General features: G+C 65.9%; 25 protein-coding genes. 5 read left to right on the forward strand and 20 right to left on the reverse strand.

The features are described 5' to 3' along the window. Window positions 1–24: 24 nt before the first annotated feature. The 13 genes from ACDI39_RS13585 to ACDI39_RS13645 form a co-directional block, all read right to left on the reverse strand. Window positions 25–963, reverse strand: coding sequence for a S66 peptidase family protein (locus ACDI39_RS13585; RefSeq protein WP_225788692.1), 939 nt, complete (start codon window positions 961–963; stop codon window positions 25–27). A gap of 109 nt (window positions 964–1072) precedes the next feature. Next, the gene (gene lipA / locus ACDI39_RS13590) at window positions 1073–2089 is read right to left on the reverse strand and encodes a lipoyl synthase (protein ID WP_225788693.1); all 1017 of its coding nucleotides are present in this window, start codon (window positions 2087–2089) and stop codon (window positions 1073–1075) included. Window positions 2090–2091: 2 nt separating this feature from the next. Beyond that, window positions 2092–2739 (reverse strand): lipoyl(octanoyl) transferase LipB, encoded by a 648-nt coding sequence (gene lipB / locus ACDI39_RS13595; RefSeq protein WP_225788694.1) that lies wholly within the window; start codon window positions 2737–2739, stop codon window positions 2092–2094. Further along, window positions 2739–3017: a DUF493 domain-containing protein gene (locus tag ACDI39_RS13600; RefSeq protein ID WP_225788695.1), complete on the reverse strand. Its 279-nt coding sequence runs from the start codon at window positions 3015–3017 to the stop codon at window positions 2739–2741. The genes lipB and ACDI39_RS13600 overlap by 1 nt, the downstream gene beginning before the upstream one ends. A gap of 74 nt (window positions 3018–3091) precedes the next feature. Beyond that, window positions 3092–4252, reverse strand: a complete 1161-nt coding sequence (locus ACDI39_RS13605) for a D-alanyl-D-alanine carboxypeptidase family protein (protein ID WP_225788696.1) — start codon at window positions 4250–4252, stop codon at window positions 3092–3094. Window positions 4253–4471: 219 nt separating this feature from the next. After that, entirely contained in the window at window positions 4472–5470 is a 999-nt protein-coding gene (locus tag ACDI39_RS13610; RefSeq protein WP_225788821.1) for a septal ring lytic transglycosylase RlpA family protein, read from the reverse strand. Continuing rightward, the gene (mltB, locus tag ACDI39_RS13615) at window positions 5470–6480 is read right to left on the reverse strand and encodes a lytic murein transglycosylase B (RefSeq protein WP_225788697.1); all 1011 of its coding nucleotides are present in this window, start codon (window positions 6478–6480) and stop codon (window positions 5470–5472) included. Before mltB ends, ACDI39_RS13610 begins: the two co-directional genes overlap by 1 nt. Window positions 6481–6497: 17 nt before the next feature. Further along, window positions 6498–7601 carry a rod shape-determining protein RodA gene (gene rodA, locus ACDI39_RS13620; protein ID WP_225788822.1) on the reverse strand — a complete coding sequence of 368 codons (1104 nt, stop codon included), beginning with the start codon at window positions 7599–7601 and terminating at the stop codon, window positions 6498–6500. A 38-nt stretch (window positions 7602–7639) separates the two neighbouring features. Continuing rightward, window positions 7640–9529 (reverse strand): penicillin-binding protein 2, encoded by a 1890-nt coding sequence (gene mrdA, locus ACDI39_RS13625; RefSeq protein ID WP_225788698.1) that lies wholly within the window; start codon window positions 9527–9529, stop codon window positions 7640–7642. 17 nt (window positions 9530–9546) lie between these two features. Further along, entirely contained in the window at window positions 9547–10014 is a 468-nt protein-coding gene (gene rlmH / locus ACDI39_RS13630; RefSeq protein WP_225788699.1) for a 23S rRNA (pseudouridine(1915)-N(3))-methyltransferase RlmH, read from the reverse strand. A gap of 9 nt (window positions 10015–10023) precedes the next feature. Further along, a complete protein-coding gene (rsfS, locus tag ACDI39_RS13635) occupies window positions 10024–10443 on the reverse strand; it encodes a ribosome silencing factor (protein ID WP_225788700.1) in 420 nt (139 codons plus the stop codon). A gap of 42 nt (window positions 10444–10485) precedes the next feature. Beyond that, complete coding sequence (gene nadD, locus ACDI39_RS13640; protein WP_225788701.1) at window positions 10486–11145, reverse strand: nicotinate-nucleotide adenylyltransferase; 660 nt, start codon at window positions 11143–11145, stop codon at window positions 10486–10488. A gap of 1 nt (window position 11146) precedes the next feature. After that, window positions 11147–12418 (reverse strand): glutamate-5-semialdehyde dehydrogenase, encoded by a 1272-nt coding sequence (locus ACDI39_RS13645; protein WP_368816119.1) that lies wholly within the window; start codon window positions 12416–12418, stop codon window positions 11147–11149. Window positions 12419–12678: 260 nt separating this feature from the next. Here ACDI39_RS13645 and ACDI39_RS13650 point away from each other — a divergent pair, with 260 nt between their 5' ends. Then, the gene (locus tag ACDI39_RS13650) at window positions 12679–13371 is read left to right on the forward strand and encodes a DNA-3-methyladenine glycosylase (RefSeq protein WP_225788703.1); all 693 of its coding nucleotides are present in this window, start codon (window positions 12679–12681) and stop codon (window positions 13369–13371) included. Window positions 13372–13375: 4 nt separating this feature from the next. After that, the gene (locus ACDI39_RS13655; RefSeq protein WP_225788704.1) at window positions 13376–14692 is read left to right on the forward strand and encodes a bifunctional DedA family/phosphatase PAP2 family protein; all 1317 of its coding nucleotides are present in this window, start codon (window positions 13376–13378) and stop codon (window positions 14690–14692) included. 117 nt (window positions 14693–14809) lie between these two features. On the opposite strand, the gene ACDI39_RS13660 is transcribed toward ACDI39_RS13655, so the two are convergent. The 3 genes from ACDI39_RS13660 to ACDI39_RS13670 are packed head-to-tail and all read right to left on the reverse strand — an operon-like array spanning window position 14810 to window position 16485. Then, on the reverse strand, window positions 14810–15400 hold the full coding sequence (locus ACDI39_RS13660; protein WP_225788705.1) for an LON peptidase substrate-binding domain-containing protein: 591 nt from the start codon (window positions 15398–15400) through the stop codon (window positions 14810–14812). A gap of 9 nt (window positions 15401–15409) precedes the next feature. Continuing rightward, window positions 15410–16126, reverse strand: a complete 717-nt coding sequence (locus tag ACDI39_RS13665; protein ID WP_225788706.1) for an LrgB family protein — start codon at window positions 16124–16126, stop codon at window positions 15410–15412. Further along, complete coding sequence (locus ACDI39_RS13670) at window positions 16123–16485, reverse strand: CidA/LrgA family protein (protein WP_225788707.1); 363 nt, start codon at window positions 16483–16485, stop codon at window positions 16123–16125. The genes ACDI39_RS13665 and ACDI39_RS13670 overlap by 4 nt, the downstream gene beginning before the upstream one ends. 167 nt (window positions 16486–16652) lie before the next feature. Between ACDI39_RS13670 and ACDI39_RS13675 the strand changes: the two genes are divergently transcribed. From ACDI39_RS13675 to ACDI39_RS13685, 3 genes are all read left to right on the forward strand, one after another. Further along, the gene (locus ACDI39_RS13675) at window positions 16653–17108 is read left to right on the forward strand and encodes a MaoC family dehydratase (protein ID WP_225788708.1); all 456 of its coding nucleotides are present in this window, start codon (window positions 16653–16655) and stop codon (window positions 17106–17108) included. Window positions 17109–17247: 139 nt separating this feature from the next. Then, window positions 17248–18981 (forward strand): C13 family peptidase, encoded by a 1734-nt coding sequence (locus ACDI39_RS13680; protein ID WP_486538922.1) that lies wholly within the window; start codon window positions 17248–17250, stop codon window positions 18979–18981. Window positions 18982–19007: 26 nt separating this feature from the next. Further along, window positions 19008–19652 carry an oxidoreductase gene (locus tag ACDI39_RS13685; RefSeq protein WP_225788710.1) on the forward strand — a complete coding sequence of 215 codons (645 nt, stop codon included), beginning with the start codon at window positions 19008–19010 and terminating at the stop codon, window positions 19650–19652. A gap of 166 nt (window positions 19653–19818) precedes the next feature. On the opposite strand, the gene ACDI39_RS13690 is transcribed toward ACDI39_RS13685, so the two are convergent. The 4 genes from ACDI39_RS13690 to ACDI39_RS13705 all read right to left on the reverse strand — a co-directional run bounded on the left by ACDI39_RS13690 (window position 19819) and on the right by ACDI39_RS13705 (window position 24097). After that, the gene (locus ACDI39_RS13690; protein ID WP_225788711.1) at window positions 19819–20106 is read right to left on the reverse strand and encodes a YceK/YidQ family lipoprotein; all 288 of its coding nucleotides are present in this window, start codon (window positions 20104–20106) and stop codon (window positions 19819–19821) included. Next, the gene (gene ubiX / locus ACDI39_RS13695; protein ID WP_225788712.1) at window positions 20103–20732 is read right to left on the reverse strand and encodes a flavin prenyltransferase UbiX; all 630 of its coding nucleotides are present in this window, start codon (window positions 20730–20732) and stop codon (window positions 20103–20105) included. The genes ACDI39_RS13690 and ubiX overlap by 4 nt, the downstream gene beginning before the upstream one ends. Further along, complete coding sequence (mpl, locus tag ACDI39_RS13700; RefSeq protein ID WP_410045137.1) at window positions 20729–22078, reverse strand: UDP-N-acetylmuramate:L-alanyl-gamma-D-glutamyl-meso-diaminopimelate ligase; 1350 nt, start codon at window positions 22076–22078, stop codon at window positions 20729–20731. The genes ubiX and mpl overlap by 4 nt, the downstream gene beginning before the upstream one ends. A gap of 66 nt (window positions 22079–22144) precedes the next feature. Beyond that, window positions 22145–24097 (reverse strand): sigma-54-dependent Fis family transcriptional regulator, encoded by a 1953-nt coding sequence (locus ACDI39_RS13705; protein ID WP_486538926.1) that lies wholly within the window; start codon window positions 24095–24097, stop codon window positions 22145–22147. Window positions 24098–24186 lie beyond the last annotated feature (89 nt).

Genomic DNA, 24186 nt, shown 5'->3' on the forward strand with positions numbered 1-24186 from the left:
GCCCCAAGCGCGACAAAGCTGCGCTCAACACTCGAACAGCGCTTGCTCCAACACCAGCCTGTGCTGCGCACTGTCCAGCCTCACCCTGGCCCCCAGCGGCAGGCACAGGTTCGGGTCACAATGCCCACTGCGCCACCCGGCCAGCACGGGCACGCCCAAGGGCCCGAAGATACCCTTCAGCAGCGGTGCCATCGCCGCCACCGTGATCCCGGCGAAATCCCCCACCAGCACACCCCGCACGCCCTCCAGCTTCCCCGCCAGACGCAGTTGGGTAAGCAGGCGGTCGACCCGATACAGCGGCTCGTTGACGTCCTCGATGAACAGGATGCCACCCTGCGTGTCGACCTCCGCCAGGGTGCCGAGGGTCGCACCGAGCAACGACAGGTTGCCGCCGACCAGTCGCCCCTGGGCACGGCCCGGCACCACGCAGGTCAATGGATAGGCTGGCGGGTGCGCGATGACGTCCCCCTCCCCCAGTTGCCCACCGAGCTGCTCGAACAGAGAACTCTCGGTCGGCTCGAGCTTGGCACCCAGCAAATCGGCATTGAGCATCGCGCCATGGAAGGTGATCAACCCTGCATGCCGGTTGATCGCCGTATGCAACGCGGTGACGTCGCTATAGCCCACCAGCGGCTTGGGGTGGCGACGAACCAAGTCGAAATCGAGGCGATCCAGCAACCGCATGCTGCCGTACCCACCCCGCATGCACAGGATGGCGTCGATATCCGGCGCCCTGAACGCAGCATGCAGGTCTTGCAGGCGCTGCTCGTCGCTACCAGCCAGATAACCATCCGCTTGCAACACCCCAGGATAAATCCGGCACTGGTACCCCCGACGCTCGAACCACCGGCAAGCCTTGTCGGCATCCAGCCGCGCCGGCCCCGCCGGCGCGACGATGGCGAAACGGGCATTACCCGGCAAGGCCACAGGCAACCGTGATCCCACGGTCTCGACGCAATTCATCACACGACTCCTCATGGCTTGTCGCTTGAAGCTTGAAGCTTGCCGCTCGAAAACAAAAATGCCGATGCGGCCTCACGGCCCACATCGGCATCGGTCACTCCCGCCGCGCTCAGAGCTTGATCTTGGCTTCGTGAGCCTGCTGGTCGGCATGGTAGGAGGAACGCACCAGCGGGCCAGAAGCGACGTTCTTGAAGCCCAGGCGATAACCTTCCTCGGCGAACCAGGCGAAGGTGTCCGGGTGCACGAAGCGCTGCACCGGCAGGTGGTTGCGCGACGGCTGCAGGTACTGGCCGAGGGTCAGCATGTCGATGTCGTGCTCGCGCATGCGGTGCATCACCTCGATGACCTCGTCGTCGGTCTCGCCCAGGCCCAGCATGATGCCGGACTTGGTCGGCACGTGCGGAACCATCTGCTTGAACTTCTGCAGCAGGTCGAGCGACCAGTCGTAGTCCGACCCCGGGCGCGCGGCCTTGTACAGGCGCGGGACGGTCTCGAGGTTGTGGTTGAACACATCCGGCGGCTCCTTCGCGGTGATCTCCAGGGCCACGTCCATGCGCCCACGGTAGTCGGGCACCAGGGTTTCCAGCTGGATGCCGGGCGACAGGGCACGGATCTCGCGGATGCAGTCGGCGAAGTGCTGGGCACCACCGTCACGCAGGTCGTCGCGGTCCACCGAGGTGATCACCACGTACTTCAGGCGCAGGTCGGCGATGGCGATCGCCAGGTTCTTCGGCTCGTCGAGGTCCAGCGGCTTCGGCCGGCCATGGCCGACATCGCAGAACGGGCAGCGACGGGTGCAGATGTCACCCATGATCATGAAGGTCGCGGTGCCGCCGGAGAAGCATTCGCCCAGGTTCGGGCAGGACGCTTCCTCGCACACGCTGTGCAGCTTGTGCTTGCGCAGCAGTTGCTTGATCCGGTCGACCTCCGGGGATACCGGGATGCGCACGCGGATCCAGTCGGGCTTTTTCGGCAGTTCTTCGGTGGGGATGATCTTCACCGGAATGCGCGCCACCTTCTCGGCGCCACGCAGCTTCACGCCCGCTTCCACCTTCTTCGGCGCGGGGCGCGGGGTGACATCCTGGGTGGGTATCAGGTTCGGCACGGCTTCTTGCACAGTTGTCATATTCAGTCGATTCCGCCCGTGAGGGTCGTCTGCTCAGCGTAGTCGAGGTGCCTGACCAGCTGTCCGCGCAGCCTTGTCCTGACCTCGGAGAGTTCGATCGGGCCTGCCAGGTCGCGCAGCTGGGTCATGGCCAGCCCCGCATACCCGCAGGGGTTGATTCGGCGGAATGGCGCCAGGTCCATGTCCACGTTCAAGGCAAGGCCGTGGAAGGAACGACCATTGCGAATACGCAGGCCGAGGGAGGCGATCTTCGCCCCGTCGACATACACCCCAGGCGCGTCGGGCTTGGCCGCGGCCTGGACATCGTAGCTGGCGAGCAGGTCGACCAGGCTCCGCTCGATGCGGTTGACCAGGTCGCGCACGCCAAACCCCAGGCGACGCACATCCAGCAGCAGGTAGGCCACCAATTGCCCGGGGCCGTGGTAGGTCACCTGCCCGCCGCGGTCGGTCTGCACCACCGGGATCTCGCCGGGCACCAACAGGTGCTCGGCCTTGCCGGCCTGGCCCTGGGTGAACACTGGCGGATGCTCCACCAGCCAGACTTCGTCAGGGCTTTGCGGGGTACGCTGCTCGGTGAAGCGACGCATGGCTTCCAGCACCGGCTCGTAGGGCTGCAGGCCGAGATCGCGAAAACCGAGGCACGTCGACATCACAGCACCATGTGCACGATGCCGGTGGCACGCAGGGCGCTGTTGATATCCCGCAACTGGTCTTCGCTGGTGGCGACGATGTGCAGTTGCACGGTGGTGTACTTGCCATTGCTGCTCTGGCGCTCGGCCAGGCTCTTCATGTCGACCTGTGCGTGTTTCTTGAGGATCTCGATGACGGTGTCCCGGAAGTTGACGACGGTGTCACCGATTACCTTGATGGCATAGTCGGGGCAGGGAAATTCGATCTTTGGCGACTTGACGTCTTCTTGTTCGCTCATGGCGGAAACGGCCTCGCAAGCCGTGGCAACAACAATGCCCCCGCGATCGAGCGCAGGGGCATGCAGGTCACGTATCAGTTGAACAACCCGTAGAAGAATAGACGAATGCTATCCCACATACGGCGGAAGAAGCCACCTTCCTCCACGCCGTCGAGGGCGATGAGGTCGGCGCTGTGGACCACTTTCTCGTCCAGTTTGACTTCCACTTTGCCGATCACGTCACCTTTGGCGATAGGCGCGGTCAGCTGCGGGTTCATGGTCATGGAAGCCTGCAGGCGCTTGAGCTGGCCCTTGGGCAGGGTCAGGGTCAGGTCGTTGGCAAGGCCCGCTTTCACCTGGCCGGTGGCGCCTTTCCAGACCGGGGCCTGGGTCAGCTCGGTACCCTTCTGGTAGAAGGTCTGGGTTTCGAAGAAGCGGAAACCGTAGGTCAGCAGCTTCTGGGTCTCGGCGGCACGGGACTGCTCGCTGTTGGTGCCGAACACCACGGCGATCAGGCGCTGGCCGTCGCGCACGGCCGAGGCGACCATGCAGTAGCCGGCTTCCTCGGTGTGGCCGGTCTTCAGGCCATCGACGGTCTTGTCACGCCACAGCAGCAGGTTGCGGTTGGGCTGCTTGATGTTGTTCCAGAAGAATTCCTTCTGCGAATAGATGGCGTAGTGGGCCGGGTCTTCGTCGATGATCGCGCGGGCCAGGACCGCCATGTCGTGCGCCGAGGAGTAGTGCTCCGGGTGCGGCAGGCCGGTGGGGTTCATGAAGTGACTGTTGGTCATGCCCAGGTCGGCGGCGGTCTTGTTCATCATGTCGGCGAAGGCATCTTCGCTGCCGGCGATGTGCTCGGCCAGGGCGACGGAGGCATCGTTGCCCGACTGGATGATGATGCCATGCAGCAGGTCGCTGACGCTGACCTGGCTGCCGACCTTGATGAACATGCGCGAGCCGCCGGTACGCCAGGCGTTTTCGCTGACGGTCACCGGATCGTTCTCGCCGATCTGGCCGCGACGGATGTCCAGGGTGGCGATGTAGGCGGTCATCAGCTTGGTCAGGCTGGCCGGCGGCAGGCGCTCGTCACCGTTGTTCTCGACCAGCACGCTGCCGCTGGACGCATCCATGAGTACATAGGACTTGGCAGCCAGCTGCGGCGGCGACGGCATCATCTGCTCCGCCGCGAAGGCAGCGGGAGTGATCATCAGCAGTACAGGCAGGCAAAGTCGTTTGGCAAGGTTGGTGATGTTCATCCGTCTCTCGTAAATCGCTAATGGTCTGATGCCCCAAGGGCAAGGGTTCCCTGGCCAGCGGCAAAAACGGCCATTGTACATGGCCGCGCCCGCCGATTCATGACAAAACCGACAGCCTACTTCAGCGGCGAGCTTCAAGCTGCAAGAGAAAAGCGGATCGGTGTGGAAGCTGCTTTTTCTTGCGGCTCGACGCTTGTGGCTTGAAGCTGTGCGCCCCGGCTAGTCCGCGGTTACCAGCTTGGCCTGGCCCAGATTGGCCAGGCGCACGCTGTCCTGCATCTGCTGGACTTCGCCCTGGCTGTTGATCGGCCCCAGGCGCACCCGGTGCAGGGTCTGCTGGTTGCGCACGATGGAGCTGATGAATACCGGCGCGCTGACCATGGTGCTGAGCTTGGCACGCAGCAGCTCGGCGGCGTCCGGGTTGGCGAACGCCCCTACCTGCAGGTACATGCCACCGTTGTTGTTCGGTACGCTGCCGCCGCCGACCTGCACCGGCACCACCGCCGCGGCGTGCTGCTGCGGTGGCGGCGTCCATTGCTCGACCTTGCCGGTGCTGGCCGGGACCGCCTGGGCCTGGGCCACCTGCGGCTCCTTGAGCACCAACGGTGCCGGGCGGCCGCGCGCGGCCCACCACTGCTGCGGGTCGATGCCTTCGACACGTACCCGGGCGGTGCCGCTCTCGGCGTAGCCGAGCTTCTTGGCCGCGGCGTAGGACAGGTCGATGATGCGGTCCGAATAGAACGGGCCACGGTCGTTGACCCGCAGGATCACACTGCGCTGGTTGTCCAGGTTGGTCACCCGCACGTAGGCCGGCAGCGGCAGGGTCTTGTGCGCCGCGCTCATGCCGTAGAGATCGTAGACCTCGCCGTTGGCGGTGTTCTGGCCGTGGAACTTGGTGCCGTACCAGGAGGCGATGCCTTCGGCGCGGTAGTTGCGCGAATCCTGGATCGGGTAGTAGGTCTTGCCCAGGACGGTGTACGGGTTGGCCTTGTACGCGCCGGTGTGCACGGTCGGCGTCGCGTCGGGGATCTTCGACACGTCCACGTCCCACCAGGGCGCACCGTCCTTGTGGGCACGGTTGATGTCCAGGCCCGGCTGCGAGCGGACCACATTGCCGCTCTGCTGGGTGGGCCGGCTGGAGGAGCAGCTGGCCAGGACCAGGCCGACGGCCACGCAGGTCAGCAGCTTGAGCGAATGGAAAGAAAAGAATACGCGCATCATTTGACGCCCCGTGCAAGAACCAGCTGTTCCGAGAGCTGATGCACCGCCATGGCGTACATCACGCTGCGGTTGTAGCGCGTGATCGCATAGAAGTTCTTCATGCCCATCCAATATTCCGGACCATTGTCGCCCTCGAGCCTGAAGGCCGTGACCGGCAGATCATCGCGCAGCGCATCATGACTCGACCAGCCCAGGGCTCGCAACTCCCCGACTGTCTTCACCGGCTCGATACCGCTGGTCAAGCCTTCGTCGACCCGCTCGCCGCGCACCATGGCGCGGCTGACCACCGGCTCCCCGGCCACCCAGCCATGGCGCTTGAAATAGCTGGCGACACTGCCGATGGCATCGTCCGGGTTGTTCCAGATGTTGATGTGGCCGTCGCCGTCGAAATCCACGGCGTAGCTGCGGAAACTGCTCGGCATGAACTGCGGCAGGCCCATGGCGCCAGCGTAGGAGCCCTTGAGGGTGAGCGGGTCGAGCTGCTCCTCACGCGCCAGCAACAGGTACTCGCGCAGCTCCTTGCGGAAGAAGTCGGCCCGTGGCGGATAGTCGAAGCCCAGGGTCGAGAGGGCATCGATGACCCGGAAGTTGCCGGTGTTGCGGCCGAAGAAGGTCTCCACGCCGATGATCGCCACGATCACCTGGGCCGGCACGCCATACTCCTGCTCGGCACGGGCCAGGGTCGCCTCGTGCTGGCGCCAGAAGTCCACACCACGGGCGATGCGCGCATCGCTGATGAACATCGGCCGGTATTCCTTCCACGGTTTGACCCGCTCGGCCGGCCGCGAGATCGCGTCGAGGATCGACTGCTTGCGCCGCACCTCGCGGAACAGATCCATCAACTGTTCACCGGCGAAGCCATAGTCGCGGGTCATCTCGCCGACGAACTCGGCCACCTGGGGCGAGCCTTCGTAGTCGCCGGCATTGGCCTGCTGGACAGCGCCGAACAGGCCCACCGCGCCGATCCACGGCACACAACGGGCAGCCCAGCCACGCACTGCTTGCATGAAATTCTTCACCTTATTCAAACCTGTGCGATCCACTTGCGGTGCGTGTGGATCGACATCAGAACGCCAAACGCTGACAGCAGCGTCACCAACGAAGTTCCGCCATAGCTGATGAAGGGCAGCGGCACGCCCACCACGGGCAGAAGGCCGCTGACCATACCGATATTGACGAACACGTATACAAAGAAGGTCATGGTCAGGCTGCCCGCCAGCAGCTTGCCGAACAAGGTCTGGGCCTGGGCCGTGATCACCAGGCCACGGCCGATCAGCAGCAGGTAGATCAACAGCAGCAGGCAGATGCCGATCAAGCCGAACTCCTCGCCGAGCACGGCGATGATGAAGTCGGTATGGCTCTCCGGGAGGAAGTCCAGGTGCGACTGGGTGCCCAGCAGCCAGCCCTTGCCGAACACGCCACCGGAGCCGATCGCCGCCTTGGACTGGATGATGTTCCAGCCGGTGCCCAGCGGGTCGCTCTCCGGATCGAGGAAGGTCAGCACGCGCTGCTTTTGGTAGTCGTGCATGACGAAGAACCACATGGCCACCGCCACCGGCACCGCGGCGGTGACCACGCTGATGATCCAGCGCCAGCGCAGGCCGCCCATGAACAGCACGAAGGCGCCCGAGGCGAGGATCAGCAGCGCCGTGCCCAGGTCTGGCTGGCGGACGATGAGGATGAACGGCACGCCGATCAGCACCAGGCTGATCGCCACGTGCTTGAGGTCGGGCGGCAGGGTGCGCTTGGACAGGTACCAGGCGAGGGTCGCCGGCATGATGATCTTCATGAACTCCGAGGGCTGGAAGCGGATCACCCCGGGGATATTGATCCAGCGTGTCGCCCCCATGGCGTTGTGGCCCATGACGTCCACCACGATCAACAGCAGCACCCCACCCACATAGGCCAGCGGTACCCAGCGCGCCATGAAGCGCGGCTCGAGCTGGGCGATGATGAACATCGACACCAGGCCGATACCGAACGAAGTGGCCTGCTTCATCAGCAGGTCCCAGTTCTTGCCGCTGGCCGAATAGAGGACGAACAGGCTGCCGGCCGCCAGGGTCAGCAGGATGACCAGCAGCGGGCCGTCGACGTGGATGCGCTGCAGGAAGCTGGCGCGCCGACGCATCACGTCCTCGCTGGAAAGCATGCGATCGAAATTGTTCTTCACGGGGCCGATTCCTGGGCGACGGTGGCGGGAGCGAATTCAGGCTTGAGCCGGCCGTGCTCGTCGAGCAGCCAGGCGTCCATCACCTGGCGGACCACTGGCGCGGCGACGCCGGAGCCGGATTCGCCGTTCTCGACCATCACCGCCACCACGATCTTCGGCGATTCGGCCGGGGCGAAGGCGACGAACAGAGCGTGGTCGCGGTGACGCTCCTGGAGTTTGTTGCGGTCGTATTTCTCGCCCTGCTTGATCGCCACCACCTGGGCGGTGCCGCTCTTGCCGGCGATGCGGTACTGGGCACCGAGCGCGGCTTTGCGCGCGGTGCCACGGGCGTTGTGCATCACCTGCTCCATGCCGTGGGTGACCTTGGCCCAGTCGGACTTGTCGCGCAGGACGATGTCTTCCATCGGGTTCTCGTCCACCGGTGGCTTGCCTTCGATGGTCTTGGCCAGGTGCGGGCGGTTCCACTTGCCCTTGTTGGCGATCAGCGCGGTGGCCTGGGCCAGTTGCAGGGGCGTGGCCTGCATGTAGCCCTGGCCGATGCCGAGGATCAGGGTCTCGCCGGGGAACCAGGCCTGGCGGCGGGTCGCGCGCTTCCACTCGCGGGACGGCATCAGCCCGGAGGACTCCTCGAACATGTCGAGCGACACCCGGCGACCGATACCGAACTTGTTCATGTAGGTGGACAGGCGGTCGATGCCCATCTTGTGCGCCAGGTCGTAGAAGTAGGTATCGTTGGAACGCATGATCGCCGTGTCCAGGTCGACCCAGCCATCGCCGCTACGGTTCCAGTTGCGGTACTTGTGGTCGTAGTTGGGCAACTGGTAGTAGCCCGGGTCGAACACCCGGCTGCTGGCGGTGACCACGCCGCTGTCCAGGCCGGCGATGGCCACCGCCGGTTTGATCGTCGAGCCAGGCGGATAGAGGCCACGCAACACACGGTTGAACAGCGGCCGGTCGATCGAGTCACGCAGTTCGGCATAGGCCTTGAAGCTGATGCCGGTGACGAACAGGTTGGGGTCGAAGCTCGGCTGGCTGACCATCGCCAGCACTTCGCCGGTGCGCGGATCGAGGGCCACCACGGCCCCACGACGCCCGCCCAGGGCCGCCTCGGCAGCCTCCTGCAACTTGATGTCGAGACTCAGGACGATGTCCTTGCCCGGGATCGGGTCGGTGCGCTTGAGCACCCGCAACACCCGGCCGCGGGCATTGGTCTCGACCTCCTCGTAGCCGACCTGGCCGTGCAGCTCGTCTTCGTAGAAGCGCTCGATGCCGGTCTTGCCGATATGGTGGGTGCCGCTGTAGTTGACCGGGTCGAGGGCCTTGAGCTCCTTCTCGTTGATCCGCCCGACGTAGCCGACCGAGTGGGCGAAATGCGCGCCCTGCGGGTAATGGCGCACCAGTTGCGCGGCCACGTCCACGCCCGGCAGGCGGAACTGGTTCACCGCAATACGGGCGATCTGCTCCTCGTTCAGCTCGAACAGGATCGGCACCGGCTCGAACGGCCGGCGCCCCTGCTTCATGCGTTTCTCGAACAGGGCGCGGTCGTCGGGGGTCAGTTCCAGGACCTCGACGATCGTGTCCAGCACCTGGTGCCAGTCACCGGCGCGCTCGCGGGTCATGGTCAGGCTGAAGCTGGGACGGTTGTCGGCGATGATCACCCCGTTGCGGTCGAAGATCAGCCCGCGGGTCGGCGGGATCGGCTGCACGTGCACCCGGTTGTTCTCCGACAGGGTGGAGTGGTAGTCGTACTGGATGACCTGCAGGTAGTACAGCCGCGCGATCAGCACGCACACCAGCAGCATGATCGCCACCGCACCGACCACGACGCGGTTGCGCACCAAACGGGCGTCTTTCTCGTGGTCCTTGAGACGAATCGGCTGCGACATCGGGCGGGCTTAGAGGCTCATTTGTGGTAGGGGTGCCCGGACAGCACGGTCCAGGCGCGGTAGATCTGTTCGCCGATCAGTATCCTTACCAGCGGATGCGGCAGGGTCAGCGGCGACAGCGACCAGCGTTGTTCGCTGCGCGCGCAGACTTCCGGCGCCAGGCCCTCGGGGCCGCCCACCATGAGGTTGACCGTGCGCGCATCCAGGCGCCAGCGGTCCAGCTCGCTCGCCAGTTGCTCGGTGCTCCAGGGCTTGCCATGGACCTCGAGGGTGACGATGCGCTCCCCCGGCTGCACCTTGGCCAGCATGGCCTCGCCCTCCTGGCGGATCAGACGGGCGACGTCGGCGTTCTTGCCACGGGTGTTCAGCGGGATTTCCACCAGCTCGAGCGGCAGCTCCGGGGGCAGGCGCTTGGCATACTCATGCCAACCGTCCTCGACCCAGCGGGGCATGCGCGAGCCGACCGCGATCAGGCGCAGGCGCACGGCGCGACCTCAGCCCCGGTCCTTGAGGTTTTCGGCGTAGCTGTGGGTGTTCTCCGGGCTGTGGTGCTTGCCATCGGCGGAGCGGCTCTGCTCGGCCCCCAGCCACAGGCGCTCGAGGTCGTAGAACTGGCGCGCAGCGGCAGTCATCATGTGCACGATGACGTCGTTGAGGTCCAGCAGGACCCAGTCGCTGTCGCCCTTGCCTTCCTCGCCCAGGGGCTGCACGCCCTGCTGCTTGACGATCTCGCGGACCTTCTCGGCCATCGCGTTGATCTGCCGGTTGGAAGTACCGGTGGCGATGATCATGTAGTCGGTCAGGCTGTGCTTGTCGCGCACGTCGATGACCTGGATGTCCTGGGCCTTGACTTCTTCCAGGGCCGATTTGGCCATGTTGACCAATTCTTCGCCGTTGATTTTCTGCTTGCTCATAAGAAACTCGTTCAACTCATTGAATGAGGCGCCTGGGCGCCGTCAGTGCGACGCACGGTAAAGGTCGTGCGCCTCGATATAGGCCAGTACTGCGTCCGGCACCAGGAACCGCACCGACTTGCCGCTGGCCAGCAGCTGTCGGATCTGTGTGGCCGACACCGCGAGCGGCGTCTGCCAGACGAACGAAATGTGCCCCGCCGGGCCGGACATGGCGGTGGGATCGCTCTCCGAGCGCGCCGCCAGCAGGTTGCGCAGCTCGTCAGGGGGTTCGACATCGGCATCCGGGCGTTGCAGCACCAGGATGTGACAGTGTTGCAGCAGCTCCTCCCAGCGATGCCAGCCGGGCAGGCCGCAGAACGCGTCCCAGCCCAGCACCAGGAACAGCTGGTCGTCGGCGTCCAGTTCGGCGCGGATCGACTCGAGCGTATCGATGGTGTACGACGGCTTGTCGCGGGCCAGCTCACGGGCATCCACGCTCAGCCGCCCGACGCCCTGCACCGCGCTGCGCACCATGGCCAGGCGGTCCTGTGCCTGCACCTGGGGAGTGTCGCGGTGTGGCGGCCGGGCGTTGGGCAACAGGCGCAGCTCGTCCAGTTCCATGAGCTCGGCCACCTCCAGCGCGCTGCGCAGGTGGCCGATGTGCACGGGGTCGAAGGTGCCACCGAGAATGCCGATGCGCCGGACTGCCTGGGCCTTGCTCAACTCAGCAGGACTCCTGGCCGCGCAATTGGCCGTCGCCGATCACCAGGTACTTCTCGCAGGTCAGGCCTTCCAGGCCGACCGGGCCACGGGCGTGCAGCTTGTCGGTGGAAATGCCGATTTCCGCGCCCAGGCCGTACTCGAAGCCGTCGGCGAAGCAGGTCGGCGCATTGAGCATCACCGACGCCGAGTCGACCTCGGCCATGAAGCGCCGGGCCTGGCCCTGGTGCTCGGTGATGATCGCGTCGGTGTGGTGCGAGCCGTAGTGGTTGATGTGCTCGATGGCCTGGTCCAGGCCGTCGACCACGCGGATCGACAGGATCGCCGCCAGGTACTCGGTGTGCCAGTCATCTTCGCTGGCAGGCTTGGCCTCGATGATCGCCTGGGTGCGCGGGCAACCGCGCAGCTCGACGCCCTTCGCCTGGAAGCGACGGGCCATTTCCGGGAGGAAGGCCTCGGCGACGCTGGCATCGACCAGCAGGGTCTCCATGGCGCCGCAGATGCCGTAGCGGTAGGTCTTGGCGTTGAAGGCCACGCTCCAGGCCTTGTCCAGGTCGGCATGCTGGTCGACATACACGTGGCAGATACCATCCAGGTGCTTGATCACCGGCACCCGGGCATCGCGGCTGATGCGCTCGATCAGGCCACGGCCACCGCGCGGGACGATGACGTCGACGAACTCTGGCATGCTGATCAGCGCCCCCACCGCCTCGCGGTCGGTGGTCTCGACCACCTGGACTACCGCGGCCGGCAAGCCGGCTTCGGCCAGGCCGCGCTGGATGCAGGCGGCGATGGCGCGGTTGGAGTGGATGGCCTCGGAACCGCCGCGCAGGATGGTGGCGTTGCCGGACTTCAGGCACAGGCTGGCCGCGTCGATGGTCACGTTCGGCCGCGACTCGTAGATGATCCCGATCACCCCGAGCGGTACGCGCATCTTGCCGACCTGGATGCCCGACGGGCGGTAGCTCATGTCGCGGATGGCACCGACCGGGTCTGGCAGGCCAGCCACCTGGCGCAGACCGGTGATCATGCCGTCGATGCGAGCCGGGGTCAGCGCCAGGCGGTCGAGCAGGGCGGGTTCCAGGCCATTGGCGCGGCCGGCGGCCAGGTCCAGTTCGTTGGCTGCGCCGAGCTCGGCGCGGGCGGCGTCCAGCGCCTCGGCGGCGGCCTGCAGGGCACGGTTCTTCTGCGCGGTACTGGCACGACCGATCACGCGCGAGGCAGCGCGGGCGGCGCGACCCAGGCGGGTCATGTAGTCAAGAACGGACTCAGTCATGGGCTCGGTGTCTTGGCAAAGGGGAAATCGGCTGATTATAACTGGCACGCTCGGGTACGCCCAGCGGCGGGAGGCGGATGGTAGAAAATGGCCGACGGGAACAGGCAGGAAAGATGTAACCGGCCTTATCGAAATCGCTCCTTCGCGGGCCCCCTGCAGGATTTGGCCAATGCTGGGGGCGCGAAGCGACCCCATCGGTTCAGCCGCGCGCCAGCCAATAGTTGCTATCATCCCCAGCTTCACCACCACGAACCGACAGTATGCAAGATCCAGCCCCCTGCCCGGCCCGTGCCCTGCCCGACAGCTTCTTCGACCGCGACGCCCAGACCCTGGCCAAGGCCCTGCTGGGCAAGGTCATCCGCCACCGCCACGGCGACCTCTGGCTGGCCGCGCGGATCATCGAGACCGAAGCCTACTACCTGACCGACAAGGGCAGCCACGCCTCGCTCGGCTATACGGAAAAACGCAAGGCCCTGTTCCTCGACGGTGGCCACATCTACATGTACTACGCCCGTGGCGGCGACTCGCTGAACTTCAGCGCCCAAGGCCCGGGCAACGCGGTGCTGATCAAGTCCGCCTACCCCTGGGTGGACGCCATCTCCGATGCCAACAGCCTGGCGCAGATGCAGTTGAACAACCCCGACGCCAGTGGCAACCTGCGCCCGGCCGAGCGCCTGTGCGCCGGCCAGACCCTGCTGTGCCGGGCCATGGGCCTGAAGGTGCCGAACTGGGACGCCAGGCGCTTCGACCCCGAGCACCTGTACGTCGAGGACTGCGGCATCCCGGTACCGCGCGTGGTCCAGACCACCCGCCTGGGCATCCCCCACGGCCGCGACGAACACCTGCCCTACCGCTTCGTGGATGCCGAGTTCGCCCGCTTCTGCACGCGCAACCCGCTGCGCCGGGGCCAGGTCGAAGGACGCGACTTCTTCATCCTCGAACAAGGAAGCTGACACCATGGGCCAATGGCTCGACAGCCTGACCGGCTGGCTCAGCGCCAACCCGCAGTGGCTTGGCCTGGCAATTTTCCTGATCGCCTGCGTGGAGTGCCTGGCCATCGCCGGCATCATCGTACCGGGTACCGTCCTGCTGTTCGCTGTCGCCATGCTCGCCGGCAGCGGCGGCTTCAGCCTGGGCGAAACCCTGCTGCTGGGGCTGCTCGGCGGCCTGTTGGGGGACGCCTTGTCGTATGGGCTCGGCAAGTATTTCCACCAGAACATCCGGCGCCTGCCATTGCTGCGCCATCATCCGGAGTGGATCGGCAGCGCCGAAGCCTATTTCCACCGCTATGGCATCGCCAGCCTGCTGGTGGGGCGTTTCATCGGCCCGCTGCGGCCGATGCTGCCGATGGTCGCCGGCATGTTCGACATGCCGCTGCCGCGCTTCATCGCCGTCAGCCTGGTGGCCGGCGCCGGCTGGTCGGTGGCCTACCTGCTGCCCGGCTGGGCCACCGGAGCGGCCATGCGTCTGCCCTTGCCGGAGGGGTTCTGGCTGGATGCCGGTATCATCGCCGGCACCCTGGCCGTGGTGATCGGCCTGAGCCTGGGCAGCAGCCTGCGCGACCAGCGCCATGGCACCCGGCTGATCGCCGGCCTGAGCCTGATCGCCCTGGTGGCCTTGTTCCTCGGCTGGCCCCACCTGCACGAGTTCGACCAGGGCGTGATGACCCTGGTCCAGGAGCATCGCAGCCAGGCCATCGACAGCGCCGTGGTGCTGGTCACCCGGCTGGGCGACTTCCGCACCCAGTTGTTCCTTGGCGCCCTGCTCACTGGCCTTCTGCTGCTAGCACGGCAATGGCGTCATGCCTTGCTCGCTGGCAGCGCGCTGATGGGCACGGCGATCGCCAATGGCACGCTGAAATGGCTGTTCGCCCGGGCTCGTCCAGAAGTGCTGAGCGATCCGCTGACCAGCTACAGCATGCCCAGCGGGCACAGTTCGGCATCGTTCGCGTTCTTCCTGGTGATGGCATTGCTGGCTGGTCGTGGCCAACCGCCACGCATGCGCCTGACCTGGGTGCTGCTGGGCAGCCTGCCGGCCTTGGCGATCGCCCTGTCGCGGGTCTACCTGGGTGCGCACTGGCCCACCGACATCCTGGCCGGGGGGCTGCTGGCCTGCTGCGTGTGCGCACTCAGCCTGACCCTGGTGCAGCACCGCCAGCCGCTGGGTGCCTTGCCGCCACGGGTGTGGTGGCTGGTGTTGCCGGCCTGTATCGCCCTGATGGCGTTCTTCGCCTTGTACGCCCTGCCCCAGGCACTGTTGCGCTACCAGTACTGAAGGTCAGCGTCGCTCTTTTCGCGGGCAAGCCCGCTCCCACAAGTACAGCGCCGCTTTCAAGGGCTGCGGTGAACCTGTGGGAGCGGGCTTGCCCGCGAAAGGTGCGACGCAAAACACTCAGGCGAACAATTCACCCTGGATGCGCTCGAGCAGGGTCTGGATCGCCTCCAGTCGCTGCTGCGGCGAGTCGATCGCCAGCAGGTCGAGCTTGTCCTCTTCCATGAACGGCAACAGGTAGGCCAACTGGTTGGCCAGGGATTGCCTACCCTCCACTGGCCGTGGCATGTCCAGCGCCGCCACCATGGGGTGCTCACCCAAGGCCTGGAGCAACGCCAGCAGGTCGTGGTCCTGTTCGGCCAGGGCGCTGTCCGCCAGCTCCGGCAGCCAGTGCACCTCGCCGACCACGAGCTGGTCCTTTTGCACTTCGGTGCGCTCCACCCGGAAACGCCGCACACCTTCCACGCGAATACCCAGCAGGCCGTTGTCCTGCTGCTCGAAATCGCGGATCAACGCTTCGCAACCGACCGAAGCCACCGCTGGCGGCGCCTTGCCCACCTGCTCGCCTTCGAGGATGCACACCACGCCGAAGCCGCCGCCCTGCTTCATGCAGCGGCCGATCATGTCCAGGTAGCGCGCCTCGAAGATCTGCAGGTCGAGCATGCAGCCGGGAAACAACACGGTATTGAGGGGAAACAGCGGTAGCATCATCTCGATTCCTCAAGCCACCAGGCTGACCGCCAACGGCAGGAATACCGCCGTGGCCACCCCCATCAGGCTCATCGCCAACGCGGCGAAGGCGCCGCATTCGTCACTTTCCTGCAAGGCCACCGACGTGCCCACCGCATGGGCGGTCACGCCCAGCGACATGCCGCGCGCCTCGGGGCTGAGCACACCGAAGCGAGTCAGCAGCGCCGGCCCGAAGATCGCCCCGATCACCCCGGTGATCAGCACGAACACCGCCGCCAGGGCCGCCACCCCGCCGATCTGCTCGGCCACCAGCATGGCGATCGGCGATGTCACCGACTTCGGCGCCATGGTCATCAGGATCATGTGTTCGGCACCGAACCACGCACCCAGCAACAGGCAGGCCACGGTGGCGAACAGACCTCCGACTACCAGCGTAGTAAATGTCGGCCAGAACAGTTGGCGGATCCGCCGCAGGTTGAGGTAGAGCGGCACGGCCAGGGCCACCGTGGCGGGGCCCAGGAGGATGTTGAGGATCTCGGTGCTTTTGCGATATTCGGCGTAGTCGATGCCACAGCCCAGCAACACACCGATGACCAGCAGCATCGACACCAGCACCGGCTGCAGGAAGATCCAGCGGGTCTTCTCGTAGGCGGCCAGCACCACCTGGTAGGCGCCCAGGGTGATACCGATGCCGAACAGCGGATGGTGGATGACCGCATCGAGCGCGCCCTGCCAGTCGAGCATCATGGCTGCTCCTTGCGCTTGCCATGGCGCTGCATGAGCCTTTGCATCAGCACCCCGACGAAGACCAGGGTCACCAGGCAAGAGATCACCAGGGCACCGACGATGGCCCAGAAGTCCGCGGCGATGTCCCTGGCGTAGACCATCACACCGACCGCCGGTGGCACCAGCAGCAGCGGCAGGTAGCGCAACAGGCTGGTGGACGCCTCGTTCAGTGGCTTGCCGACCTCGCCACGCAGCATCAGGAACACCAGCAACAGCAGCAGGCCGATGATCGGCCCTGGCAGGATCGGCAGCAGCAGATGATTGATCGCCGTGCCCAGCAGTTGAAACAACACCAGCCAGGTCAAACCGCGCAACAGCATAGGGATCTCCTTCGAGCGTTGCCGCCATTATAAGCACGCTAAACCACGCCTATAAGCCGATATACAGCGAAAAGCGGTCAGCTTGACTGAAACGGTTCGCCGTGCTGATCTTGCACTTTCGTACCAGATCAAGCTTTTCGAACAGCAAGACAACCTGGAGAGTCGCGATGCCCTATGTACCCGTTGCAGCGCTATCGCAGTATGTCGGCAAGGAACTGGGACGTTCCGACTGGCTGACGATCGATCAGCAGCGTATCGACCTGTTCGCCGAAGCCACTGGCGATTTCCAGTTCATCCATGTCGATCCCGAGAAGGCGGCGCAAACCCCGTTCGGCACCACCATCGCCCATGGTTTCCTGACCCTGTCGCTGATCCCCAAGCTGATGGAGGACATCCTGGTACTGCCCGAAGGCCTGAAGATGGTGGTCAACTACGGCCTGGACAGCGTGCGCTTCATCCAGCCGGTGAAGGTGGACAGCAAGGTGCGGCTCAAGGTCGAGCTGAGCGATGCCAGCGAAAAGAAACCGGGGCAATGGCTGCTCAAGGCCATCGCCACCCTGGAGATCGAGAGCGAGGAGAAACCGGCCTATATCGCCGAGTCCCTGTCGCTCTGCTTTGTCTAGTGGTGGGTCAGTCGAGCGAGGTGTTGTGATGTGAGGGCCGCGTCGCGAAAGGGGCGCGAAGCGGCCCTAATCACTCACTGCCTGTCTCCAACCACCTGTTCTGCGGCATACTCGGCAGATCTTTTGCCTGGATCCCGCCATGCGTCCACTGCTGCCCCTCGCGCTGTTACTGCTGCTCGCCGCCTGCGGCGACGGCGAACCCCTGTCGCCGCCGGATGCCCGCCTGCCCGATGGCGGCCGCTACCGCGGCGAGGTGATCGATGGCCTGTTGCAGGGCGAAGGGCGCATCGACTATCCCAATGGCAGCTGGTACGCCGGGACCTTCAAGGATGGCCAGTGGCACGGCCAGGGCGAGTGGCACGGCAGTAACGGCGAGGTCTATCGGGGCCAGTTTGCCGAGGGGCTGTTCCATGGGCTGGGCGACCTGACCACCCCCGGCAGCCATTATGCCGGCACCTTCAAGCATGGCCGGCGCGATGGCGAAGGCACCCTCCGGCAGAACGACCAGACCTATCGCGGCCAGTTCAAGGACGACCAGTACGAAGGCGCCGGCCAGCTGGAACTGGCCGACGGCAGCCGCTACCAGGGCCTGTTCGCCAAGGGCAAGCCCAACGGCGCCGGCGTGCGCAGCGACGCCAGCGGCAACCAGTTCAGCGGCCGTTTCGTCGATGGCCTGCTGCAAGGCAGCGGCACCTACGACAGCGTCGAGGGCGAGCAGTACATCGGCGAGTTCAAGGACAACCGCCTGGAAGGCCGGGGCCGCTACGAGAACGCCGACGGCGATGTGTGGATCGGCAACTTCAAGGACGGCTCGCTCGATGGCGAGGGCGAATTGCTCGGCAGCGACGGCAGCCGCTACAAGGGCCACTTCCGTGACTGGCGCTTTTCCGGCAAGGGCCACCTGCTGCTGGCCGACGGCACCCAGTACATCGGCGGTTTCGCCAACGACGCCTACCAGGGCCGTGGACGCCTGACCCTCCCGGGTGGGCGGGTCGAAAGCGGCTACTGGGTCAACGGCGTGCGCGTGCGCGACGAAAAGGGCAGGCTGCTGCCCGACCCGCTCGACCTGGCCCTGCTCAACCAGGGCCGGCTGCTGCAGGAGGCCCTGGCCAAGGTGCCGAGCTCGGTCCCGCCGATCCAGTTGTACAGCCTGGTCGTGGCCGGCGATGGGCAGCAGAGCGTGTTCCTGCGCGAGGCCGACTACGTCAGCAACATGCTCCGGGTACGCTTCGGGGCTCGCGGCCAGGTGACGCTGGTCAACCACCGCGACCACCTGAGCGACCGGCCCATGGCCACCCGCGAGAACCTCACCCGCGCCGCCCAGACCCTGGCCGAGCGCAGCGGCCCGGAAGACCTGGTGTTCATCTACCTGACCAGCCACGGCAGCCCGGATCACCAGTTGGTGCTCGACCAGCCGCGCCTGCAACTGGCCGATCTCTCCGCCGACGAACTGGCCGGCGCCCTGGCACCACTGAAGGACCGCGACAAGATAATCGTCATCTCCGCCTGCTATTCAGGGGGCTACATCGCCCCGCTCAAGGACGACCGGACCCTGATCATGACTGCGGCACGCCCCGACCGGGTGTCCTTCGGCTGCTCGGAAGAGGCCGACTTCACCTATTTCGGCGACGCCCTGTTCGCCGAGGCGCTGAACCAGACGGACGACCTGAAACAGGCGTTCGAACTGGCCCGCCGCAGCGTTGCCGAACGTGAAAGGAGGGAAGGCTTCGAAGCCTCGGAGCCGCAGCTCTGGGCGCCGCCAACGGTCCTTGCGCACTGGCAGCGATTGCGCCAGCAGCAAGCCGAGGAAGCCTTGCGCAACAAGGCACAGCCAACCGCGGGTGGGCAGGCGAAAACGCCGGGCACCCACTAAGCTGTGTGTAAAAGGGGAGAGACATCATGTACTTGACGCCTCAGCATGTCCTGCTTGCCGGAGCCACGGGCCTGACGGGTGAACACCTGCTCGACCGCCTGCTCAACGAACCCACCATCAGCCGGGTGCTGGCACCTACCCGCCGGCCACTGGCCGAGCACCCGCACCTGGAAAACCCCGTGGGCGACCCGGCCGTGTTTCTCCCACAGTTGGCCGGGCGTGTCGACATCGCCTTCTGCTGCCTGGGCACCACGCTCAAGCAAGCCGGCTCCGAGTCGGCCTTCCGCGCCGTCGACCTGGACATGGTGGTGGCCTTCAGCAAGCGCGCGCGGGAGCTGGGGGCTCGCCATCTGCTGGTGGTCAGCGCCATCGGTGCCGATCCCAAGTCGTCGATCTTCTATAACCGGGTCAAGGGCGAGATGGAAGAAGCGCTCAAGGCCCAGGATTGGCCACAACTGACCATCGTCCGGCCCTCGCTGTTGCTGGGCGAGCGCCTGGAGCCACGGCTGGGCGAACGCCTGGCCGCACCGCTGTCGCGATTGATACCGGGCAAGTACCGGGGGATCGAGGCCTGCACCCTGGCCCGAGCGCTGTGGCGCCTGGCGCTGGAGGAAGAAGACGGGGTGCGTATCGTCGAGTCGGATGAGTTGCGCAAGCTGGGCAGGAAATAAGTCAGTTACACGTATTGGGGCCGCTTTGCAGCCCATCGCCAGTAAACTGAACTCCCACAAGGTTCTGCGCCGACCTCAGGAGCGGCGCAGTCTCTGTGGGAGCAGCTTGCCGGCGATAGGGCGCGAAGCGGCCCCAAGTGACAGCTGCAACACTTGGCTGATGGGCTCAAAGCCCGCCAGTAGCCTGAAAGCCAATCCCCAACGCCGTCAGCAACGACAATGGCAACAACAAGGTGTCGAGCAACAGGCTCCCCGGCAGATCCCACCCAGGATACGCCGGTGCCTGCGCCCCGAAGCGGTCCTCGGGGCAACACCCACCCTTGAGTGCATACAGGTCCAGCCGCGTCCCGGCATACACCACCGGCGTTCCCGGCTTGTTGGCATCCAGCGTGCGCACGGTCGCGCAGCCACCGAGCAGGGCCAGCACCAGCAGCCCTGCCAGCGCCCGCCTCAATCGTCGATCCCGAGGTGGTGCTCACCCCAGCGCGGCAGCATGTCCTGGGGGATGTTCAGCAGGTTGAGGATGCGCGCCACGACGAAATCGACCAGGTCGTCGATGGTCTGCGGCTGGTGATAGAAGCCCGGCGCCGCCGGCAGGATCACCGCGCCCATCTGCGACAGCTTGAGCATGTTCTCCAGGTGAATGGTCGACAACGGCGCCTCGCGCGGAACCAGGATCAACTGCCGACGCTCTTTCAAGGTGACGTCGGCCGCCCGTTCGATCAGGTTGTTGCAGGCCCCCGTGGCGATGGCCGACAAGGTCCCGGTGGAACACGGCACCACCACCATGGCCGCCGGCGCGCCAGACCCCGAAGCCACGGGCGACATCCAGTCCTCCTTGCCATAGACACGGATCTGCCCGTCGGCGGCACCGGTGTATTCGGTCAGGAACGCCTGCATCGCCTGGGGCTTGGCCGGCAGCAATACATCAGTCTCGGTGGACATCACCAGTTGCGCAGCCTTGGAGATGAGGAAATGCACCTCACGGTCCTCGCGCACCAGGCAGTCGAGCAGGCGCAGCCCGTACTGCGCCCCCGAGGCACCGGTCATGGCCAGGGTGATGCGCTCCGGCCCACTCATGCCAGGGCCTCGGCCAGCTTGCCGTGCAGGCCGCCAAAACCGCCGTTGCTCATGATCACCACATGGGTGCCTGGGCGGGCCTGGCCCTTGATGCGCTCGATGATCGCCTCGAGGCTGTCGGCCACCACCGCCGGCACCTTGCACTGGGCGGCAGTGCTGGCCAGGTCCCAGCCCAGGTTGGGCGGGGCGTACCAGATCACCTGGTCGGCCGCCTCGACGCTTTCTGGCAGCCCTTCGCGGTGGGCACCAAGCTTCATGGAGTTGGAACGCGGCTCGATCACGGCGATCACCGGCGCTTCGCCGACACGCTTGCGCAGGCCGTCGAGGGTGGTGGCGATGGCGGTCGGATGATGGGCGAAATCGTCGTAGATGGTCACGCCCTGGACCTCGGCCACCTTCTCCATACGCCGCTTGACGCTCTTGAACGCACTCAACCCCTCGATGCCCATGGCCGGCGCCACGCCCACGTGGCGGGCGGCGGCCAGGGTGGCCAGGGCATTGGCCACGTTGTGCTGGCCGGTCAGTTCCCACTCGACCACGCCCTGGGCCTCGCCTTCGAACAGCACCTCGAAGCGCGAGCCATCGGCGCTGAGCAAGCGCGCCTGCCACTGGCCGCCCTCGCCGGTGGTCTGCACCGGGGTCCAGCAGCCCATGCCGATCACCCGTTTCAGAGCCGGTTCGGTGGTCGGGTGGATGACCAGGCCCTCGCTGGGAATCGTCCGTACCAAGTGGTGGAACTGCCGCTCGATGGACGCCAGGTCAGGGAAGATGTCCGCATGATCGAACTCAAGGTTGTTGAGGATCGCGGTGCGTGGATGGTAATGCACGAACTTCGAGCGCTTGTCGAAGAAAGCACTGTCGTATTCGTCTGCCTCGACCACGAAGAACGGTGTCTCGCCCAGGCGCGCCGACACCGAGAAGTTCTGCGGCACGCCGCCGATCAAAAAGCCCGGGCTCATGCCGGCATGCTCCAGGACCCAGGCCAGCATGCTGCTGGTGGTGGTCTTGCCATGGGTGCCGGCCACGGCCAGCACCCAGCGCCCCTGCAGCACGTGATCGGCCAGCCACTGGGGGCCGGAGACATAGGGCAGGCCCTTGTTCAGCACGTATTCCACGGCCGGGTTGCCCCGCGACATGGCGTTGCCGATCACCACCAGGTCCGGCGCCGGCTGCAGTTGGGCCGGGTCATAGCCTTGGGTCAGTTCGATGCCCTGGGCCTGCAGTTGCGTGCTCATCGGCGGATAGACGTTGGCGTCGGAGCCAGTGACCCGATGGCCCAGCTCCTTGGCCAGCACCGCCAGCGAACCCATGAAAGTGCCGCAAATACCGAGAATGTGAATGTGCATGGTCGACCTCGCAAAACATCGAGGCAGGGTAGCCCAGGGCGAGGGAAATCGCACCCGCTGTTTCGCTTACCCGGCCCTGGCGATGCCGTGCTTGCGCAGTTTCCGATACAAGGTATTGCGGCTGATGCCCAGGTGTTCGGCGACGTGGGTCATGTGCCAGCGTTTTGCCTCGAGCACGGCCAGCAGCGCGTCCCGCTCGACGTCCTCGAGGGTTACTGGGCCACCGTGGGGCTGGCCAGCCATGACAAGGGGCTCGCCCTCGTTCGCGGGCAAGCCCGCTGCCACGGGCGTGGCGCCGTGTTTCACGATCGGCGGCAGGTCGGCATGCTCGATGCGATGGTCTTCGCACAACGCCACCAGGGTGCGCAGCACATTGCGCATCTGTCGCACGTTCCCCGGCCAGGCGAAGTCCAGCAGGGCCTGGCGCGCGGCCGGCGCGATCCCGATAGGCAGCCCGTCTGCCTCCTGCGCCAGGAGAAAGTCCAGCAACTGCGCCTTGTCGCTGCGCTCGCGCAAGGCCGGGAGCGCCACCTCCAGGCCATTGAGGCGGTAATACAGGTCTTCGCGGAAACTCCCCTGCTCCACCCGCTCCAGCAGGTCGCGGTGGGTGGCACTGATGATCCGTACATCCACCGCTTGCGGCTCACCGCCGATGGGCACCACCCGGCGCTCCTCCAGCACCCGCAGCAGGCGGGTCTGCAAGGCCAGGGGCATGTCGCCGATCTCGTCCAGCAGCAGCGTGCCGCCATCGGCCTGGAGCAGCTTGCCGCGCATGCCCTCCTTGCGTGCCCCGGTGAAACTGCCGCCGCGATAGCCGAACAGCTCGCTCTCGATCAGGCTCTCGGGGATCGAGGCACAGTTGATCGCCACGAAGGCCTTGTCCCGGCGATCACTGGCCTGGTGCACCGCCTGGGCGAACGCCTCCTTGCCACAGCCGGTCTCGCCACGCAGCAGCAGCGGCACGTCTCGCTCGAAGACCCGCACGGCACGGCGGAAATCGTTCTGCAGGGCCGGGTCGAGCAAGCACAGGGCGGGCTGCGGCACAGCCTTGGCCAACGGCGCGGCAGGCGGTACCGACCACGCCGGCGTGTGCGCCTGGCCGCGCAGGCTGGCGAATACCCGCCGGCCATCGCGGGTGTGCAATGGCCAGGCCGCGCAGCCCTGGGGCGTGGCACGGCTGAACAGTTCGTCGTGGCTGCAGGCGAAGAACATGTCCACCGGCTTGCCCAGCACACCGCCACGGATGGTGCCCAGCAGGTTCAGGGCGCCCTGGTTGACCGCGCAGATCCGCCCGTCGCCGTCGAACGCCAGCAAACCCTCGCTGAACAACCCGACCGATTCGGCCTGCAGGTGAAAGCGCAACAGCCACTGGTGTTCGAAATGGCGCAGGAAATAGCAGCCTTCGATCATCTTCGCCGAGAGGTTGACCAGGGCCATGGTATGGAACTGGCTCTGGCGCGACACGTCTGGCCGCGCCGAGGAAACATCGAGCACCGCCAGCAACTCGCCGTGGGGGTCGAACACCGGGCTCGCCGAGCAGGTCAGGCCGGTGTGGCGGCCGCGAAAATGCTCGTCCTGGTGGATGGTCAGGGCCTGGCGCTCGACCAGGCAGGTGCCGATGCCATTGGTGCCCTCGCGGGCCTCGCTCCAATCGGCGCCCAGCCACAGCCCGGCACGCTCGAAGATGCGCCGCTCGGTGGGCGCGGTGACACAGTTGAGGATCACCCCGCGGGCATCGGTCAGCAGTACCGCATGGCCAGAGCCGGAAAGCTGCTGGTGCAGGCTGTTCATCTCGCTGTCGGCGATCTGCAGCACCTGGCGCAGGCGCTCGCGGCTCTCCAGCAGGCGGCCGTGTTCCAGCACCACGGGGGCCTGGGCCAAGGCTGGGTCGAGGTGATAGTCCTCCAGGCAGCGCAGCCAGGAGCGGGCGATCGATGGGTCGCTGCCCGGCCCGCTGGCCTGGCCGCGGGCGACCGTGAGCACCTGGTGGGCATGGCGGCTGAAAGAGTTGCTCTGCATTAGTTGTTGTTCTCCGCAGATAGAGCGTCCTGCCAGCATCCTCTACCTGGGAAGGCTTTGCAATGGCGCACTGACCGCTGAGTCATGCG

Source organism: Pseudomonas sp. Tun-23181, assembly GCF_057415455.1.